The organism is Kitasatospora sp. NPDC088134, assembly GCF_044741705.1.
GTDB lineage: Bacteria > Actinomycetota > Actinomycetes > Streptomycetales > Streptomycetaceae > Kitasatospora.
Map to the genome: position 1 here is coordinate 144,360 of NZ_JBIUTD010000010.1, position 15,663 is coordinate 160,022.

The window sequence follows — 15,663 nt, forward strand, 5'->3', positions numbered from 1 at the left end:
CATGCTCGAACGGTTGCGGCAGGTCCTGGCGGGCAGCGGGCTGGAGCTCGCCGAGGAGGAACTCCTCGACGCGCTCTGGCTCGCCCGCACGCTGCCCCCGGGCACCGGCCCCGCCGCCCGGGCCGCCGCCGCGACCCCCCTCCCGGACACCCCGGGACTCCCGGCGCCCGGCGACGCTCCTGCTCCGGAACCCGCCGCTCCCGCCGCCCCGGCCGAACACCCCCTGCACGTCGCCCCGCCGCGCCCCGCGGACCGTCCGGACCCGGCCGCCGGGGCCGCGCGGCCGCCCGGGAAGCAGCCCGAAGCCGCCCCGGCGCGGGCCTTCGGCGTCCGGGTGCCCGACGCCCGCCCGGCCGAGGCCGACACCCGCGCCTCGGCCCGGTCGCTGCGCCCGCTGCGGCAGCGCTTCCCCGACCCGCGCCGCCCCGAACTCGACCTCGCCCGCACGGTCGCCGCGATGGCCGAGACCGGCCTGCCCGTGACGGCCTCCCGGCCCCGGCGCAGCCGCTGGCTCTCACTGGCCCTGGTCGTCGACGACGGCCTGTCCATGGTGCTGTGGCAGCGGATCGCCTCCGACCTGCGGAAACTGCTGCAGCGCGCGGGCGCGTTCCGCGACGTGCGGGTGTACGGGCTCGACAGCCGCAGCGACCGGGCCCCGCTGCTCACCGCCCGGCCCTACCGCACCGGCGGCCCGCAACTGCCGCTCGCCGTCCTCGCCGACCCGACCGGCACCACCCTGGTGCTGGTGGTCAGCGACGGCGTCGGACCGGCCTGGCGGGACGGCCGGATGCGGGCCGCGGTCGACCGCTGGGCGCACTGCGGCCCGACCGCCCTCGTGCACGCCCTGCCCACCCGGCTGTGGCGCGGCTCCGGCATCGCCGCCCGCCCCTGGCGGGTCCGCTCGCACCGGCGCGGCGGCCCGACCGCGCACTGGCGGGTCGCCGACCCCGTCCTGCCCGCCGCCCTGGCCGAGTACCGGGCCGTCCCGGTCCCCGTCCTCGAACCCTCGCCCGCCGCCCTCGCCGCCTGGGCGCACCTGCTCGCCGCACCCGGCGCCAGCGCGCTGCTCCCGCTCTGGCAGGACGCCCCGGACCCCGGCCCCGGCACCCCCGACGGCCCCCGTCAGGCCGGGGCGGAGCCGGACGACCCCGTACTGCGGTTCCGGGACGCGGCGTCCCCCGAGGCGTACCGGCTCGCCGCGCACCTCGCCGCCGTCGCCCCGGTCAGCCCACCGGTGATGCGGCTGGTCCGTGCGGCGCTCGGCGCACCGGTCGACAGCGGCCACCTCGCCGAGGTCTTCCTCGGCGGCCTGATGCACCAGGTGGACTCCGGGGAGCCGGAACCGCCGCCCCACCAGCGCCTGTTCGACTTCGCCCCGCCGATCCGGCGCGGCCTGCTCGCGGCGGTCGCCCCGCACGAACTGCTGCGCACCGCCGACGCGGTCGCCACCCGGCTGGAGACCACCCTCGGACGCTCCGCCGAGTTCCCCGCCTGGGTCGGCCACCCGCAGGGCCCGACCCCCACCACGGCCGGCGCCCCGTCCTTCGGCTGGCTCACCGACCGCCTGCTGCACCGCCTCGGCGTCCCCCCGGCGACCCCACCCTCGCCTTCGCCCTCGCCCTCGCCGGAGCAGACGCAGGCCACTCGGGAGGAAGTGCTCCCGCCGGGCTGGCGGCCGCTCCGGGCCCAGGAAGCACGGCAGTTGGGCGGGTTCCGGCTGATCGCCCGGAGCGACCACGGCTGGCCGCACCTCGGGCTCTACCTGGCCCGGGACCGTGACGGCGACCTGGCCACGGTCCGGGCCGCCGACCGGCTGCTCGCCTCCGACCCGGAGCAGGCCCACCATCTGATCCGCACCGAGGCGACCTGCCTGCGGCGGCTGGCGGGCGTCGGCGCGCCCCGACTGCTCGACGTCTCCTGGAACTACGAGTCGCAGGCCCCGTGGCTGGCGGCCTCCTTCGTGCAGGCCGGGGACGGTGGACCGGTGTTCGACCTCCAGGGCCTCTGCGCGCACGACGGCGGTCCGCCGGACCTCGACCGGTACCTGCGGATCGGCCGCTCGCTGGCCGCCGCAGTCAGCCGGGCGCACCAACTCGGCCTGCTGCACGGCTCGTTGACGCCGCAGAACGTCCTGGTGGCCGATGACGAGGTCCGGCTGATCGGCTGGATCACCGCCTCGGTGGACGGGCAGCACAGCCCGTACCGGGCCGCGCACCGGCGCAACCGGCTCTACGAGTTGGGCGAGACCTCCTCCGGCGAGCGGAGCGAGACGGACCGCCGGCCGACCGCGCGCGGGGAGGCGACCGTGGCAGGCGCACTGCTGATCGCCCTGGCCGTCGACCGGTGGGACGAGATCGGGCCCGACCGCGCGCTCCGGGCGGAACTCGACGCCTCGGGCCTCGCCCCGTGGCTGGCCGACACCCTGTGGCGCTGCCTGGGCAGCGGGGAGTCGGCCCGGCCGACCGCGCAGGACCTGGTCGAGGCGTTCGACCGCGCGATCCTGGAGCGGTCGACGGCGCGACATCGGAGCGATCCGGTGGCCGCCGCCCGGCGCGAGGTGGAGCTGCTGCGGAACTCGGACGACCCGAGTGGCCTGCACCGCCCGCTGCTGGCAAGGGCGTTGAACCTCCTCGCCGACCGGGAGGCCGAGGCCGGACAGTGGCAGGCCGCGTGCACCGCCGGGATCGAAGCGGTCTTCCTGCTCCGCGAGGTCGCCCGCGACGAAGGCACCGTGGCGGCCGGGACCGAACTCGCTCGGGCGCTGAACAACCTGGCGGTGCGCTTCCGCGCTGCCGGGTGGCCGACCCAGGCCCTGGACGCCGCCGTCGAGGCGGTGCAGCGCTACCGGGAGGCGTGCGCGCAGGACCCGGCCGCGTACAACCCCGGCCTCGGGCTGACCCTGGCCAACCTGTCGAACCTGCTCGCCGACGCCGGCCGGTCGGCCGAAGCACTCGTGGCCGCCACCGAGGCGGTGACCCTCTACCAGCAGCTGCCCGGAACCCACCCGCACGCGCACACCGCCGACACCGCCCGGGCCTTCCACGCCCTGTCCAACCGGCTTGCGGCGGAAGGGCGTTCGGCGGAGGCCGTGGACGCGGCGCTGGACGCCGTCAGCCTCTACCGGCTGGCCGTCCGGCGGCATCCCGCCCCCGCGCTGGCCGAACTCGCCGTCGCCTTGGACAACTTCGCGGTCCGCCTCGCCACCGTCGGCAACCACGCCGAGGCCCGCACGGCGCACGACGAGGCCGAGGAGGCCCGCCGCGACCTCGCCGCGACCCCCGACCCCCCGGGCGAGGAGGCGATCCGCCGCGCCCACCAGGTCGGCCAGTGGCTTGACCGGGCTTCTGGGCAAGGGAATTGACGGACCATCAGCCTTCGGTGAGGCGGAGGTTGGCGAGCAGCCGGGTGCCGTCGTCGGTCAGGGCGAGCAGGCGGCCGTCGCGGTGGCGGACGGTCGCGGTGCCCGGGTGGTGGCGCAGAGCCAGGTCGGCCGGCTCGGCGGCCGGGAAGCGCAGCTGGGCGAGGACGTCCAGGCCGGTGCCGCGGGCGAGTTGGACGGTCGTGCTGCCGTCCGGGGCGGCCAGGGCGACGGCGCACAGGTCGCCGTCGGCGAGCAGGACCGGCTCCTCGGTGGAGGCCGGGAGTGGACGGCGGAAGGTGCCGTTCTCGTTGGTGCGGGCCAACGTCCAGCGGTGCCCGTCCGGCTCCAGGACCAGCACGCTGCCGTCGGCCAGCACCGCGCTCGACGGCTCCGGGTCCACCACCCGCAGCCGGGAGCGCAGCTGCCAGTCCGGCTGGTCCCAGCGCCAGCGTTCGAACAGCGCGCCGGTGGCGACCAGCGCCGCGGTGCTGCCCGGCGTGCGGGCCGGAGGCGCCAACAGGACGGTTCCGGAGCCGAGTTCGCGCCAGAGCACGGTCGGCCGGTCCGCGTGCGTGTCGTACACGGTGAGCGCGCGGTCCTCGACCACGGTGAGCAGCCGGCCGTCGAAGGACGGCAGCGGCTCGCCGCCGCGCAGCACCGTCCACGGCCGGACGGTGCGGGTCGCCAGGTCCAGCCGGGAGAGCTCACGGGCCCGCCCGTAGCGGGCGACCAGCAGCACCGTGCCGCCGTGGTCGGCGACCACCAGCCGGTCCGCCGGGACGTCCCAGCGGGCCCTGGTGCGGCCGTTCGCGCCGAGCAGCCGGACGCCCGCCTGCCCGCAGGCCACCAGCACGCCCCCGGACTCCAGCGCGACCGCGTCGGACAGCCGCAGCCGGCCCGGCAGCCCGTCCGCCGTCACGGTGCCCAGCGGCCCCGGGGCGGGCCGGGCGGCCGGCGGGCGCAGGTCGGCCGCCGCGAGCGGGTCGGCGCGCTCCAGCAGGGACCGGAACGCCTCCCGGCCGCTGCGGGCGTCCAGGTCGGGGCCGAAGCCGCCGTCCCGCACCACCGCGCGGGCCGCCGCGGTCGCCACCTCCCGGTCCAGGACCGGGTCGAGGCCCGGCAGACGACTGATCGACAGCGCCAATTCGGCGCGCTGATCGGCCAGTTCGGGCTCGGTGCCGGCCAGGATCGCGCGCACCGGAGGCGCGCAGGCCGCGCCCGCCCCGAGGGCCAGCAGATGGGCGAACGCCCGGGCCCGGACGGTGCCGCCGAGCGCGACCGCGTCCCGCAGGTCCCCGACCACCAGCGGCCGCAGCCGCTCCTCGGGCCAGGCCGCCTCGACCGCGCCCATCCGGTCGCCCGCCGCCTGCCGGGAGCGCACCCACGCCTCCCGGAGCCGGAGCGCCTCGTCCGGGACGACCTCCGCCAGCCGCCGCACCGCCACCGCGAACGCCGCGTGCCGCTCGGCCAGCCGCACCGCGCGGTCGCGCTCACCCGCCCGCCACCACAGCCGGACGGCCAACTCGGCGTCCAGGCCGCGCCCTTCGGCCAGCGCGGCCGCGTCGGCGTACCGGCGCTGCCGCTCCAGCAGCGCCACCGCCTCGGCCGGGGCCGTCAGCAGGTCGGCCAGCACGAACGCGGCCTCGTCGATCCGGCCCTCCCGCTCCAGCGCCTCCGCCGCGTTCCGGTACAGCTCCGTCAGGTGCTGGTGCACCGTCGGCCCGGACAGCGCCGAGAACGCCCCCGTCGACCCCTGGGCCGGGCTCGGCCGGAGCGGTCCGGTCCGGCGCCGGGGCAGCGCCAGGCTCAGCCAGGACGGGCCGTCCGGCCCCCGTTCCCCGCCGAGCGCCATCGCCTCCCGCAGCGCCTCGTCCCAGTCGCGCCGCCGGAACGCGCCGGTCAGGTCGTTCAGGTAGCGGACGTGCCGCCCCCGGATCAGCCGGTCGGCCGGGGTGCGCAGGGCCAGCGCGGAGAGCAGCCCCGTCAGGGCGGCCAGCCGGGGGCGCGCGGGCCTGGCAGTACGGGTCCGGCCGGTGCCGCGGGTCCGATCGGTGCCGTGGGCCCGGCTCGTGGTGCGGCTCGGGCGCCGGAGCCGGGCGAGCCGGGCGAGTCGGTGGAACAGGCCCGGTCGGGTGCCGGGGGCCGTCCCGCGCGCCGGGCGCGCTCCGGGCGTTGCGGCCGTCCCGTCGGTGGGGGCCACCGCCCGGGCCCGGCGGGCCGCGGCCAGGCCGGCGGCCGTCATCGTGAGCACGGCGTACACCGCCGCGATGGCCAGCGCCGGTCCGGTCGACGCCCCGAACAGCGAGGCGGACTTCCAGCCCAGCGCCAGCAGCAGCACCGCGAGGCCCGCCGTGCGCAGCGACCCCGGCCGGACCCCCCGGTCCCTGGCCGCGCCCGGATCGGTGCTCCGGGCCCGGACGGCGCGCTCCGAGGCGGGCCGGACCCGGGCCGCCGCCCGGAGGTCCGGACGGGGCACTTCGAGCAGCGCCTCCACCACCGGCTCCGGCTCCGGTTCCCGCGCCAGGGAAGTGAGGTGACGGACCGTCAGGTTCCCGAGGTCGAGTCGGTGCACGAGCGGGACGGGCGGCAGGTCGGCGAGCCGGTGCCGCTCCCGGACGCCGTGGTGCAGTCGCACCAGGTACCCGGCGACCTCCGCGCCACCACCCTCGTTCTCGTTCTCGTCCTCGCCGGTGTCCCCGTCCGGCAGGTCCAGGGACACCAGCCTGCCGGAGCGCGCCAGCACCGGCAGCCCCGGGCCGCGGTCGGCCCGCCCCGAGACCGGCTCGGCCAGCTGCAGCAGCCAGGAGCCGCAGGGGAGTTCGGTCAGCCGGGCGCCGTCCTGCCAGTACCGCAGCGCCCGGGACGCGGCCTCGTCGGCCCCGAGCAGGGGAGCGTCCAGGACGAAGCCGGCGGCGTCGACCGAGGCGCGGTGGCGGCCGGCGGCGGTGGCGGTCACGTCGTGCTCCCGGAGGTGGATCGGGACGGGCCGGACGGCGGCAACGGCCGTGCGGGGGAAGGAGGAACGGCGCTGTGGGCGCGGAATGCGGCGCGGCTCACGGCGCGACCCCGATCCGGGTGTGGATCTTCCCGGTGAAGGCGTCGCCGACCACGACCCGGCCGGCCTCCGGCTCCGCCACGATCAGCGGCAGGCTCGGGTGCACCACGGGCGCGCTGCGACCACCGGAAAGGCTGCTCAGGGTACGGGAGTTGCCCGGGCGGACGCTGCGCACCAGCAGACCGGCCGTGGAGCAGGTGACCAGGGCGAGTTCGCCGCTCCGGCCGACCAGGCCGATCGGCTCGTGCCCGGCGGGCACCGTCAACTCGACCGTCCCGCCGGTGCGGTGGGCCGCCAACCAGTGCTCGCCGTCCTGCGACCAGGCGACCGCGTCCGGGGCGAACACCCGGTGCGGCGCCCCGGCGGCCTCGGGCGGCAGGCCGTTCCCGTACAGGCGCGGCTCGTGCGCCCAGCGGAAACGCGCACTGTTGAGAGCGGTGTTCCGGGGCGCGAGGGGGCCGTCGCTCGACACTCCGCCGTCGGCGGTGAGCGTCCACCAGCGCCCCGTCAGCGGCACCGTGACGCTGCCGTCGCCCCGGAGTAGCGGCAGGATCGGGCCCGCCTCCATCGCCGCCAGTTCGGCCCGGTCCAGGCCGAGCCGGAGCGCGTCCACCGGCACCCACTCGGCCGGGGTGAGCGGGCGGCCGACCACCTTGACCAGGAGCTTTCCGCCGTGGTGGACCAGGACGATCAGGCGGCGCGGGTACTGCGCCGCGGCGAGGACGGGCAGGCCGAGGCCGTGCACCCGGGCCCGGCCCCGGTCCGGAGAGCCGGGCGCGTCCGGGCGGAGCCGGGTGGCGGCCAGCTGGCCGGGCTTCGCGCCGCGCGCCAGCAGGGTCGACGCGACACTGTTGAAGACCGGCAGCCGGAACACCTCGGCCGCCGTGACGGCCTGCCCCGGGGCCCGGGCGAACTCCGCCCCGCGCAGCGCCCGGACCGTCAACCCGCTTTCGGGCAGCGGGAGTTCGCTGACGGATCCGCGCAGCACGATCCGGACCCCGGTCGCCCCGCCCGCGCCCCAGCCGACCGGTTCGGCGGTCAACGTGCGGCGCTGTCCCGGGAGTTGGGCGGGGAGTCGGTCGGGGAGTCGGTCGGGGAGTTGCGCGGCCAGCTCGGGCGTGGTCAGCAGCCAGGCCTCGTCGGGCGCGGCCAGTGCGGCCAGCGCCCCGGCCACCGCCGCGGCGTCCGGGTCGGCGGCCCGGCGGGCCGCCAGCCACTGCGGCAGCAGCTCGGGCAGGTCGCCCGTCAGCACCTCCGCCGGCGGGTCCCCGAGCACGTGCAGCACCAGCTCGGTGCCCCGGGCGGCCGCCCGCCGCCGCAGCGCGACCAGCGCTGCGAGCTGCACCAGCCGGGCCGCGCCCGCCGCCCGCGGCCCGGTCTCGACCAGCACGACCACCCGGCCGGTCCGCCCCGGCTTTCGGAACTCCGGTGCCAGGTAGAGCAGTTCGCCGTCCTGGTGGCGGCGGACGAACTCCTCGGGCAGCTCCTGGGCGAGCAGCCACTCGGCCGGCCGCAACCGGTCCGGTCGGCCGCGCCGAGCCAGCCCGCCCCAGCCGTCCGGCTCGCCGTCCGTCGCGGTGCGCGACTCGCGCTCGGCGATCAGCGCGTCGACCCCGCGCACCAGCGGGCCGAGCGCCGAGGCCAGCGCGGGCGTGAGCGCGGACAGGTGCGGCGCCCACGGCGCGAGGGCGGCCGGCAGCAGCCCGGCAGGGGAGGGAGAGGGGGAGGCGGGAGGCGTGGGGGAGGCGGGGGAGGCGGCCGGGGCGGGGCTCATCGGCCGTCCCGCCCGTCGGCCGTCACCGGATTCGTCTCCGGGCCCGGGCATTGGTGCGGAACGGCGGGCGCGGCCGGGGCCGCCGGCGCGGCCGTGGTGGCCCGGGCAGCCAGAGCAGCCAGAGCAGCCGGGTCGGCCGGGCGGGTCGGCAGTTCGGCGGTGAGGACCAGGTTCGGCGGGAGCAGCACCAGCAGGGGGTGGTCGAAGGGCGCGGACGTGCCGGGGCCGGTCAGGGCGTCCCGCCAGAGCGCGGCGGACGGGCGCGGCCGGGCCGTGGTCGGCACCAGGACACCGCCGTCCCAGCCCAGGTAGCGGACGTCCGCGGCCCACGGCAGGTCCCCGGCGTCGCCGAGCACCACCAGTGCGTCCCCGTCCGCCGCCGCCCGCAGCACCGTCCCGGCGGCCATCCGCTGCCGGGCCGCCGCCGCCAGCGCGGGCACGGCCGGGCCCAGCCCGACCACGGCGACGGGCGCGAGCGGCGGTTCGCACCGCTCCCAGTCCAGCCCGACGGCGGCCCCGGTGGCAGCCCCGGCGGTGGGCGCGGCACCGGTCATGGCAGTGGCCCCGGCCCCGGAGGCGGATGTCCCGGCGGTCCCGGCAGCGGTCACGGTCGGACCGCCGCGACCAGCCGCTCCCGGACCTCCGCCAACTCCTTTGGCAGGTCGGCGGGTTCGAAGGAGGCGTCGATCTCCCGCAGGGTCGCCTCCAGGCGCAGCCGCAGGTCGGCGGGGGTGGCGCCGGGGTCGCGGCCCGGGGTCGCCGTCTCGGCGAGCAGTTCGGTGCCGACCCGGGCCAGCCGGGCGGCCCGGGCCCGCGGGCCGCGCGACAACTCCTCGGCGGCGTAGACGAGTCCGGCGTTGGCGGCGTCGCCGACCAGGTCGGCGAGGGTGTTCCGGGCCAGTGCCTGGGCGTCGGCGGTCGGCGCGATCAGCGGCAGCACCCACAGGTCGCGGGAAGCGGCCGAGGTGCGCCCGTCGAGGGTCGCGGCGGCGGCGACCAGCCGCTGCGAGCGGACCACCCGCCGGTCGCTGAGCGGGATGCCAGCTGCCCGCAACCGCCGTACAGCAGTGGCGAGTTCGGGGGTGATCCGGTCGAGCGTGCAGCGCCGGGCGGCGGCCGCCAGCCGGTCGAGCGACGCGACCAGGCCGGGGCCCTCGGGGAGCGCGGGCGCGGGGCGGCGCCCGGCCTCCAGCAGGTCCTCCAGGCGGTCGTCCGGGACGGGCTCGACGAACAGCCGGGCCAGGAAGCGGTCCGCGAAGGCTTCCAGCGCCGGGTCCTCCGGCAGGCCGTTGGCCGCGCCGACGCAGACCCGCAGCGGGCTGTCCAGCACCGTCGCGCCGCGCCGGAACACCCGCTCGTTGAGCAGGCCGAGCAAGGTGTTCAGCACGGCGGTGGAGCCGAGGAACACCTCGTCCAGGAAGGCGATCTCCGCCTCCGGCAGCATGCCCCCGGTCTCGTACTCGACCCGTCCCTCGCGCAGCCGCGCCAGGTCGACCGACCCGAACAGCTCGTTCGGCTCGGTGAACCGGCCCAGCAGGCACTCGAAGTACCGGCCGCCGAGTTGCCCCGCGACCCGCCGCACCACCTCGGACTTGGCGGTGCCGGGCGCCCCGACCACCAGCAGGTGCTCCCCGGCGACCGCGCACAGCGCGACCACCTCGGCCAGTACCTCCCGGTCCACCGTCCCGGCCCCGGCGACGGCCACCGCCTCGCCCACCCGCTTCGCATCCGCCGTCAGGCCCGCGTCCCAGAAGTCGTTCACGACCCGGGAGCCTACGTGCCAGAACGCCGGGCACACCATCCGAATTGATGATCGCCCCGGTGATCCGCGCCACCCCACTCGGACCCGTGGCCGGACGACGGGACCGGCCCGCACCCGCTCGGGGTCGGCACCCATCCGCCCGGGGTCGGCACCCATCCGCCCGGGACCGGCGCGTATCTGTCCGGGACCGGCCTCAGTCCTCCAGGGCCGCGATCGCCTCGGCCAGCCAGCGCTTCTCCTCGGTACTGGTCGCGCGGGCGACGCGCAGCATGCCCTGCCGGAAGAGGTCCGGCGCCTCCTCGGCGCGCACCGGCTCGCCGTCGCGGTAGAAGAAGCTCGCCGGAGTGTTGAGGAAGGTCTGTCGGCGGCGGAGGACCGCGGCCTGTTCCGCCCGGTCGGGGAGGTGCCGGAGGAACGCCAGCAGCGTGAAGAAGCGCTGCCCGTCGGTGATGTCGACGTCCTTGGGCACCCGGAGTCGGTCCTGCAGCGCGGCCCGGCCCGCTGCGGTGAGGGAGAGCACCCGCCGGGGCGCCGCACCGCTGCCGGGTTCGGTGCGCTGCTCGACCAGGCCGGCCTTCACCAGCCGGGTGATGGCCGGGTAGAGCGCGCCGTCGCTGATCGGGCGGATGTGGCCGTTGAGGCCCAGGATGCGGGCCTTCACCTCGTAGCCGTGCAGGGGCTCCTCGCAGAGGAAACCCAGAATCGACAGCTCCAGCACGCGGCCGACCGCCTTCCCGTACCTGTTACCTGTCCGGTTCCCGCATTTGGCCGGGCACTTGCCCGTCCCGTCCGGTCATGCTACCTCTTCTCGCTGTACCTCGAATCGAGGTACAGCGAGAACGAGGGGGAGCTGCCATGAGGGCAACGGAGCACCGGCGCAAGCTGGTGTCGCTGGCGTATCCGGTCTACTTCGAACTGCTCGCGGGCGTCACCGCCGGGATCATCGACATGGTCTGGGTGGCGGGGCTCGGCGGGGCGGCCGTCGCAGCGGTGGCCGTGGCGACCAACCTGGAGAACCTGCTGCTCGGCGTCGTCCTCGTCGCCGGGTCGGGCACCACCGTGCTGATCGCCCGGGCCCGAGGGGCCGAGGACCCGGCGGCGCTGCGCTCCGCCGTGCGCGGCGGCTGGACGCTGTGGGCGATCGTCACGCCCGTCGTCGCCCTGGGCGGGTTCCTGGGCCGCGAGCCGCTCGCCCGACTCGTGCTCGGAGGCGGCGCGGACGGCTCACTGCCCCTCGCCACCGGCTACTTCTCGATCGCCCTGCCGGGCATCGCGGTGTTCTTCGCGACCAACGTCGTCGACGGCATCCTCAAAGGCACGGGCGACACCCGCACCCCGATGCGGCTCGCCATGCTCGCCAACGGACTGATCCTCGCCCTGGACCCCGTGCTCATCCTCGGATGCGGGCTCGGGGTCCGCGGGGCCGCGCTCGCCACGGTGCTCGGCCGGACGGCCGCGCTCGCCTGCGGATTCCTCGCACTGCGCCGCAACCCCGTCCTGCGGCAGGCGGCCGCGGCAGCCGCGGCGCCCTCGGACCGAACGGACCGAACGGACTGGGCAGATCGGGCGGATCGGGCGGACCGGGCGGACCGGGCGGACCGAACGAGCCGGGCGGACCGAACGAGCCAAGCGGGCTGGACAGGCCGGACGCGGTTGCTCGGTTCCGACGCCCGTACGGTCGCCGCGACGGGGCTGCCCATGGCGGCCGATTTCGTCGTACGGATGACGGGCGCGCTCGTCCTGGTGGCCGTCGTGGCCCGGATCGGGGTCACCGAGGTCGCCGCCTACGGCATCGCGGCCAAGGCCATGTACGTCGCGACCATGGCCTTCTACGCGGTGCGCCAGGCCGCCGCCATCCGCACCTCCCACCTGCTCGGCGCCGGGCACGACGAGCGGCGGGCCGTCGGGCGGCAGGCGCTGCTGCTCGCCGGGACGCTGGGGCTCGCGGCCGCGCTGGCGCTGCTCGCCGCCGGGCCGTGGATCATGCGGGCGTTCGGCGCCGAGGGCGCGGTGGCCGAGGCCGGCGCGCTCTACCTGCGCTGCCTGGGGCCGTACTTGGTCCTGCTCGCCTGCTTCATCGCGCTGGGCGGGGTGTTCGAAGGCAGCGGCGGCAGTCCCGCCCTCGCCCGGATCACCACGTGCGGGGTGCTGCTCCAACTGGCGCTCGCCGGCGGCCTGTCGGGGCTGGGACTGCCCGGCATCTGCTGCGCCATGGCGGTGTCCATGGCCGTGCAGTGCGCGGCCGTCGTCAGGATGTACCGGCGCACGGCGCCCGCGCCGACGACCCGTCGGCGCGGGGGCGCGGGTCACCCGGAAGAGGGGGCGCGCGTGCCCTCCGGGACGGTGGCCGAAAAGTGATCAACGGGGCCGGAGCGGGGCGGCGGGTAGTGCGGGGGATCCGGGCGGGCCGGAGCGGGGCAGTGCCGGGCGGGGGCGTCCGGGCGGGGTGGCTGGCCGGAATGTCGTCGTCCGCCCGATAAACCTCCAGGTCCTGGAGATCACCGTATCGAGGTAACCGCTCCCCGCCTTCCGGGCGAACGGCATGCACGGCGCCATACGGTTCCACCCGGGCCGAGCGCGCCGGGCACGACCGGTGGCGCACCGTCCGTTCGCCCTCCCCTCTTTCGCGTACCCGTTCCCCGCACCCGTTCCTGCCAGAAGGAGCCACGGATGCCCGACCCCGGGCTTTCCTCGCCGCCCCCTGCTCCGGCCGCCGCACCGTCCGTCCTCCCGCCACCGCCGCTGCCCGGTCCGCCCCCGCTGCCGTTCCCGTCCGCGGTGACGGTCCCCGCACTGGCGGCCCCCGCGACGGCGGCCCCCACGGTGGCGGTCGAGGCCTCGGCGCCCGCCGAAGTGCCGCTGCCCGAAGCCGAGTTGGATCGCATCCTGCGCGGCCCCAGCGGTCTCGGGACGTCCGGCCTCTGGTCGGTCCACACCCCGGAGCCGCCCGCCGGGCCCCCGGCCGCGCCCGGCCCGCCCGGCCCGGCCGCCGGGTCGGCGCTGCCCGGTGTCCCGACCCTGGCGGGGCTGCTGGCGGCGGCCGCCCCGGTGGACCGGGCGGAGGGCACCCCCGTCCCCGGCCTCTACTTCCACCCGATCGCCGAGCCCGACCCGGTCCGGGTGGCCGAGGTCAGCCGCCGGATCAAGGACTGGGCGGTGGACGAGGTCGACCTGTTCCCCGACGAGTGGGAGGGCGACTTCGACGGCTTCTCGGTCGGGCGCTACATGGTCGCCTGCCACCCGGACGCCCCGACGGTCGACCACCTGATGCTCGCCACCCGCCTGATGGTCGCCGAGAACGCCGTCGACGACTGCTACTGCGAGGACTACGGCGGCTCCCCGGTCGGCCTCGGCAGCCGGCTGCTGCTCGCCCACACCGCGCTGGACCCGCTGCACACCACGCCCGAGTACGAGCCGGCCTGGCTGGCCTCGCTGGGCTCGGACGCGCCCCGCCGCGCCTACCGGTCCGCGATGGGCTACTTCACCGCGATGTCCACCCCGTCGCAGGCCGACCGGTACCGGCACGACATGGCGCGCCTGCACCTCGGCTACCTGGCCGAGGCGGCCTGGGCCGAGACCGACCACGTGCCGGAGGTCTGGGAGTACCTGGCGATGCGCCAGTTCAACAACTTCCGGCCCTGCCCGACCATCACCGACACGGTCGGCGGCTACGAGCTCCCCGCGGACCTGCACGCGCTGCCCGCCACCCAGCGGGTGATCGCGCTGGCCGGCAATGCGACCACCCTGGTCAACGACCTGTACTCCTACACCAAGGAGCTCGACAGCCCCGGCCGCCACCTCAACCTGCCGGTGGTGATCGCCGAGCAGGAGGGACTCTCCGCCAAGGAGGGCTACCTGAAGGCGGTCGAGGTCCACAACGAGCTGATGCACGCCTACGAGGCCGAGGCCGCCGCGCTCGCCCTCGCCTGCCCGGCGCCGACCATGCTGCGCTTCCTGCGCGGCGTCGCCGCCTGGGTCGACGGCAACCACTACTGGCACCGGACCAACACCTACCGCTACCGGCTGCCCGATTTCTGGTGAGCCGCGGCTCCCGCCAACTTCCCTGCCAGCCCGGACTATTGGCTACGAAAAGGATCGCACTTCTGTGACCAGCACCGAGTTCAGCACCACCGTCGGCACCTCCGCGTTCGTCCCGTCGCCCGCGACCCCCTACCAGGGAGACATCGCCCGTTACTGGAACAACGAGGCCAGGCCGGTGAACCTGCGCCTCGGCGACGTCGACGGGCTCTACCACCACCACTACGGCATCGGCGACGTCGACCACGCGGCGCTCGGCGACCCGGCCGACGCCGAGTACGAGAAGAAGCTGATCGCCGAACTGCACCGGCTGGAGTCGGCCCAGGCCGAGGTCCTGCTCGACCACCTCGGCGCGATCGGCAGCGGTGACACCCTGATGGACGCCGGCTGCGGCCGCGGCGGCTCGATGGTGATGGCCCACCAGCGCTTCGGCTGCAAGGTGGAGGGCGTCACCCTGTCCTCCACCCAGGCCGAGTTCGGCAACCAGCGGGTCGAGGAGCTGGGCATCGCCGACCACGTGCACTCCCGGGTCTGCAACATGCTCGACACCCCGTTCCAGACCGGCCAGATGTCCGGCTCCTGGAACAACGAGTCCAGCATGTACGTCGACCTGCACGACCTGTTCGCCGAGCACTCCCGGGTGCTGAAGGTCGGCGGCCGGTACGTCACCATCACCGGCTGCTGGAACCCGCGCTACGGCCAGCCCTCCAAGTGGGTCTCGCAGATCAACGCCCACTTCGAGTGCAACATCCACTCCCGCCGCGAGTACCTGCGCGCGATGGCCGACAACCGCCTGGTCCCGCAGGCGATCATCGACCTGACCCCCGACACCCTCCCGTACTGGGAGCTGCGGGCCACCTCCTCGCTGGTCACCGGCATCGAGGAGGCCTTCATCGAGTCCTACAAGGACGGCTCCTTCCAGTACGTGCTGATCGCCGCCGACCGGGTCTGACCCGACCCCGCTCCAGGCACGGGTGACGGACCGTCACCCCCCCCACCGGTCCCCGGCGCCGCTACCGGCGCCGGGGACCGGCCGTTCCCGCCACCGGCAGGTCGTAGCCGCGCCGGATGCTGGTGCCGCGGTCGCGGATGTCGGCGCCGTAGACGTGCAGCGAGACGGTGGTGGCGTCGGTGGCGTTGCGGACCAGGTGCACGTCCCCCGGCGGGACGACGGCGGTGACCGCGCCGGCCCGGTGCACGGCCGTGCCGTCCGGCACCAGCAGCTCCCCGCCGTCCGGCCCGGTCTCCACCCGGTAGCGGGTCTCCTCCTCCGCGCCCCGGTGGACGCCGACCACGCACCAGGCGGTGTGGTCGTGCACGCCGGTCGCCTGCCCGGGCAGCCAGACCAGCGCCACCAGCGAGAAGTCCGGCTCGGCGTGCAGCAGGTGCTGGCGGTAGCCGAGCGGGTCGGGCTCCGTCCGTTCCGACGGGAGCAGGTCGGCCCGGCCCAGGAACGGCGTCAGCGCCCCGGCGGCCCGCCGGGCCCGCTCCGCGGGGTCGGGGCGGCCCCGCACCCCGGCGCGGACGGCACCGATCAGCTCGGCCAGCGGCGTACCGGCGGGAGGGGCGGTGGGAGGGGCGGCAGCGAGGGCCGCAGGGCGGGCGGTCATGGCGGTTCTCTCCAACTCCGGTGATCGCAGCGGTGGTTCGGCCGACAGCAGGGCCGGGGTCCG

Annotated in this window: 10 protein-coding genes; 4 read left to right on the plus strand and 6 right to left on the minus strand. The window is 76.8% G+C overall.

What is annotated here, in order from left to right; all coding sequences use genetic code 11:
* The first annotated feature begins 1 nt into the window (after position 1).
* On the plus strand, positions 2-3,361 hold the full coding sequence (locus ACIOHG_RS18320; protein ID WP_400951514.1) for an SAV_2336 N-terminal domain-related protein: 3,360 nt from the start codon (positions 2-4) through the stop codon (positions 3,359-3,361).
* Positions 3,362-3,368: 7 nt separating this feature from the next.
* Here the strand turns inward: ACIOHG_RS18320 and ACIOHG_RS18325 are convergent, their stop codons facing one another.
* The 5 genes from ACIOHG_RS18325 to ACIOHG_RS18345 form a co-directional block, all read right to left on the minus strand.
* Positions 3,369-6,317, minus strand: coding sequence for a bpX6 domain-containing protein (locus tag ACIOHG_RS18325; protein WP_400951517.1), 2,949 nt, complete (start codon positions 6,315-6,317; stop codon positions 3,369-3,371).
* A gap of 97 nt (positions 6,318-6,414) precedes the next feature.
* A complete protein-coding gene (locus tag ACIOHG_RS18330; protein WP_400951520.1) occupies positions 6,415-8,190 on the minus strand; it encodes a hypothetical protein in 1,776 nt (591 codons plus the stop codon).
* Positions 8,187-8,744: a hypothetical protein gene (locus ACIOHG_RS18335; protein ID WP_400951523.1), complete on the minus strand. Its 558-nt coding sequence runs from the start codon at positions 8,742-8,744 to the stop codon at positions 8,187-8,189. Before ACIOHG_RS18335 ends, ACIOHG_RS18330 begins: the two co-directional genes overlap by 4 nt.
* Before the next feature lie 50 nt (positions 8,745-8,794).
* On the minus strand, positions 8,795-9,952 hold the full coding sequence (locus tag ACIOHG_RS18340; protein ID WP_400951526.1) for an AAA family ATPase: 1,158 nt from the start codon (positions 9,950-9,952) through the stop codon (positions 8,795-8,797).
* 193 nt (positions 9,953-10,145) lie between these two features.
* On the minus strand, positions 10,146-10,670 hold the full coding sequence (locus tag ACIOHG_RS18345) for a PadR family transcriptional regulator (protein WP_400951529.1): 525 nt from the start codon (positions 10,668-10,670) through the stop codon (positions 10,146-10,148).
* 137 nt (positions 10,671-10,807) lie between these two features.
* On the opposite strand from ACIOHG_RS18345, the gene ACIOHG_RS18350 reads away from it, so the two are divergent.
* The 3 genes from ACIOHG_RS18350 (at position 10,808) to ACIOHG_RS18360 (ending at position 14,942) form a co-directional block, all read left to right on the plus strand.
* The gene (locus ACIOHG_RS18350; protein WP_400951531.1) at positions 10,808-12,310 is read left to right on the plus strand and encodes an MATE family efflux transporter; all 1,503 of its coding nucleotides are present in this window, start codon (positions 10,808-10,810) and stop codon (positions 12,308-12,310) included.
* A gap of 312 nt (positions 12,311-12,622) precedes the next feature.
* Entirely contained in the window at positions 12,623-13,993 is a 1,371-nt protein-coding gene (locus tag ACIOHG_RS18355) for a family 2 encapsulin nanocompartment cargo protein terpene cyclase (protein WP_400951534.1), read from the plus strand.
* A 64-nt stretch (positions 13,994-14,057) separates the two neighbouring features.
* Positions 14,058-14,942, plus strand: coding sequence for a geranyl diphosphate 2-C-methyltransferase (locus tag ACIOHG_RS18360; protein WP_400951537.1), 885 nt, complete (start codon positions 14,058-14,060; stop codon positions 14,940-14,942).
* A gap of 61 nt (positions 14,943-15,003) precedes the next feature.
* Here the strand turns inward: ACIOHG_RS18360 and ACIOHG_RS18365 are convergent, their stop codons facing one another.
* Positions 15,004-15,600, minus strand: coding sequence for a cysteine dioxygenase (locus tag ACIOHG_RS18365; protein ID WP_400951540.1), 597 nt, complete (start codon positions 15,598-15,600; stop codon positions 15,004-15,006).
* Between the last annotated feature and the right edge of the window lie 63 nt (positions 15,601-15,663).

Excerpts from the sequence above, each read along its gene's own strand:
- ACIOHG_RS18320 (WP_400951514.1), top strand. The coding sequence starts at position 2 with ATGCTCGAACGGTTGCGGCAGGTCCTGGCGGGCAGCGGGCTGGAGCTC.
- ACIOHG_RS18330 (WP_400951520.1), bottom strand. The coding sequence starts at position 8,190 with ATGAGCCCCGCCCCGGCCGCCTCCCCCGCCTCCCCCACGCCTCCCGCC.
- ACIOHG_RS18335 (WP_400951523.1), bottom strand. The coding sequence starts at position 8,744 with ATGACCGGTGCCGCGCCCACCGCCGGGGCTGCCACCGGGGCCGCCGTC.
- ACIOHG_RS18350 (WP_400951531.1), top strand. The coding sequence starts at position 10,808 with ATGAGGGCAACGGAGCACCGGCGCAAGCTGGTGTCGCTGGCGTATCCG.
- ACIOHG_RS18355 (WP_400951534.1), top strand. The coding sequence starts at position 12,623 with ATGCCCGACCCCGGGCTTTCCTCGCCGCCCCCTGCTCCGGCCGCCGCA.
- ACIOHG_RS18365 (WP_400951540.1), bottom strand. The coding sequence starts at position 15,600 with ATGACCGCCCGCCCTGCGGCCCTCGCTGCCGCCCCTCCCACCGCCCCT.